We start from the raw sequence: 1,634 nt of genomic DNA on the forward strand, positions 1-1,634 counted from the left end.
TCCGTCATTCCCTGGAGTTCGTGTCCTGGAAGGACCGCAAGTCCGTCGTGCCGGCGCTGCGCGCGATCTACCGGGCCAAGGACGCCGAAGCCGGCATGAAGGCTCTTGAGGACTTCGAAGCCAGCTACTGGGGGCAGCGGTATCCGGCGATCACCCAAAGCTGGCGGCGCAATTGGCAGCACGTCGTCCCATTCTTTGCCTATCCCGAAAGCGTGCGGCGGATCATCTACACCACGAACGCCATAGAGGCGCTGAACTCCAAGCTGCGCCGCGCCGTCCGCACCCGGGGACACTTCCCCAGTGACGATGCGGCCATGAAGCTGCTATATTTGGTGCTGAACCACGCGGCCGAGGAATGGAAACGACCGCCGCGCGAATGGTTCGAGGCCAAGACCCAGTTCGCCGTCGTCTTCGGCGAAAGGTTCGTCAGCCAATGACGAAACCGGCCTCGCGCACAGAATTCCTGACAGTTCCGCCTTTCGGGAACGATTTCCTGCCAGTCCCAATTGGTATCCTCGCAAATAATGCGTTCGATTCCACAGCTAGCGTTGCAGAACTGGAAAACCTCGCGCGCAGCGTCGACCACCGACGCGATCACATCAAAGGAAACGGCCCGCCCATTGCCGCATGGAAGCGTGACAATGCTCACTGCTCGACCTCGTACACGAGCCGCATAATCACGTGTCACATGAGACAATCTATCCAAGCCTGTTCATCCAGGCGCGTGGGGTGCTGAAAAAGGAACTGCTTGAGCATCTTAGGGCCAAAGCGCACCACTCGTCGCTCCAAACACGCCAGCCTGAAGCGGAACGGGCTCGGCCAGATCAAGGATGCGGTCTCTATCAGCGAAAGGCCTGCATCCGTTGAAGATCGTGCCGTCCCCGGCCATTGGGAGGGTGACCTGATCGGTGGATCTAGGAACAGCTATGTTGCGACGCTGGTCGAGCGTCACTCGCGCTATGTGATGCTGGTCAAGGTCGCCAACAAGGATACCGTCGTCTCGGCACTGATCAAACAGGCACGGAAACTCCCCGGCGAACTGTACCAGTCGTTGACCTGGGACCGAGGCAAAGAGCTCGCCGATCACCAGCGCCTGACCTTGGCCTCCGACGTCGAGGTCTACTTCTGTGATCCGCGGTCGCCGTGGCAGCGCGGCTCCAACGAAAACACCAACCGATTACTGCGCCAATATCTGCCGCGCGGAACCGATCTATCCCTGCACAGCCAGACTAAGCTCAGCGCGATCGCACGGCAGCTCAATGAGAGGCCGCGAAAGACCTTGCTTTATCAAACCCCAGCTGAAAAGTTCGCGGAGTGTGTTGCAGGGATCAGTTGAACCCACCCCCCTAAGCGGGCAGAATTTCTGCGACAGCATTTGCTGAAACCCTACTTTACAACAGTGTGGCGCTTCCGGCCGAGCGAAAGCCGGATCGGGAGGTCTTGGGACGATATCATTGTATCAACCTCGACGACGTTGCCGTTGATCCGCACACCTCGTCCCGAGATCGCCCCTCGCGCTTCCCCTTTGGACGAGGTCAATCCGGCGCGTACCAGCAAATCCACAAGGGCTACTCCGGCCAAGCCCTCGGCGTCATTTAGATGAAGCGTCGGTAGCCCCTCTGCGGCTTCGCCCT

At 59.5% G+C, this 1,634-nt stretch carries 2 protein-coding genes and 1 pseudogene; 2 read left to right on the forward strand and 1 reads right to left on the reverse strand.

All coding sequences use genetic code 11. The annotated features are described in order from the left end of the window. On the forward strand, positions 1–437 hold a 437-nt coding region (locus NKI47_RS34805), incomplete at its 5' end, for a transposase (RefSeq protein ID WP_352596339.1). Between the two features lie 241 nt (positions 438–678). After that, positions 679–1,336, forward strand: a pseudogene (locus tag NKI47_RS34810) (IS30 family transposase); the annotation flags it as partial. 50 nt (positions 1,337–1,386) lie between these two features. Here NKI47_RS34810 and NKI47_RS34815 read toward each other — a convergent pair. Next, positions 1,387–1,634 (reverse strand): S4 domain-containing protein (locus NKI47_RS34815; RefSeq protein ID WP_352596341.1); only part of this gene is annotated, 248 nt, incomplete at its 5' end.

It is taken from the genome of Mesorhizobium sp. M0633 (assembly GCF_040320645.1).
Classification (GTDB): domain Bacteria; phylum Pseudomonadota; class Alphaproteobacteria; order Rhizobiales; family Rhizobiaceae; genus Mesorhizobium.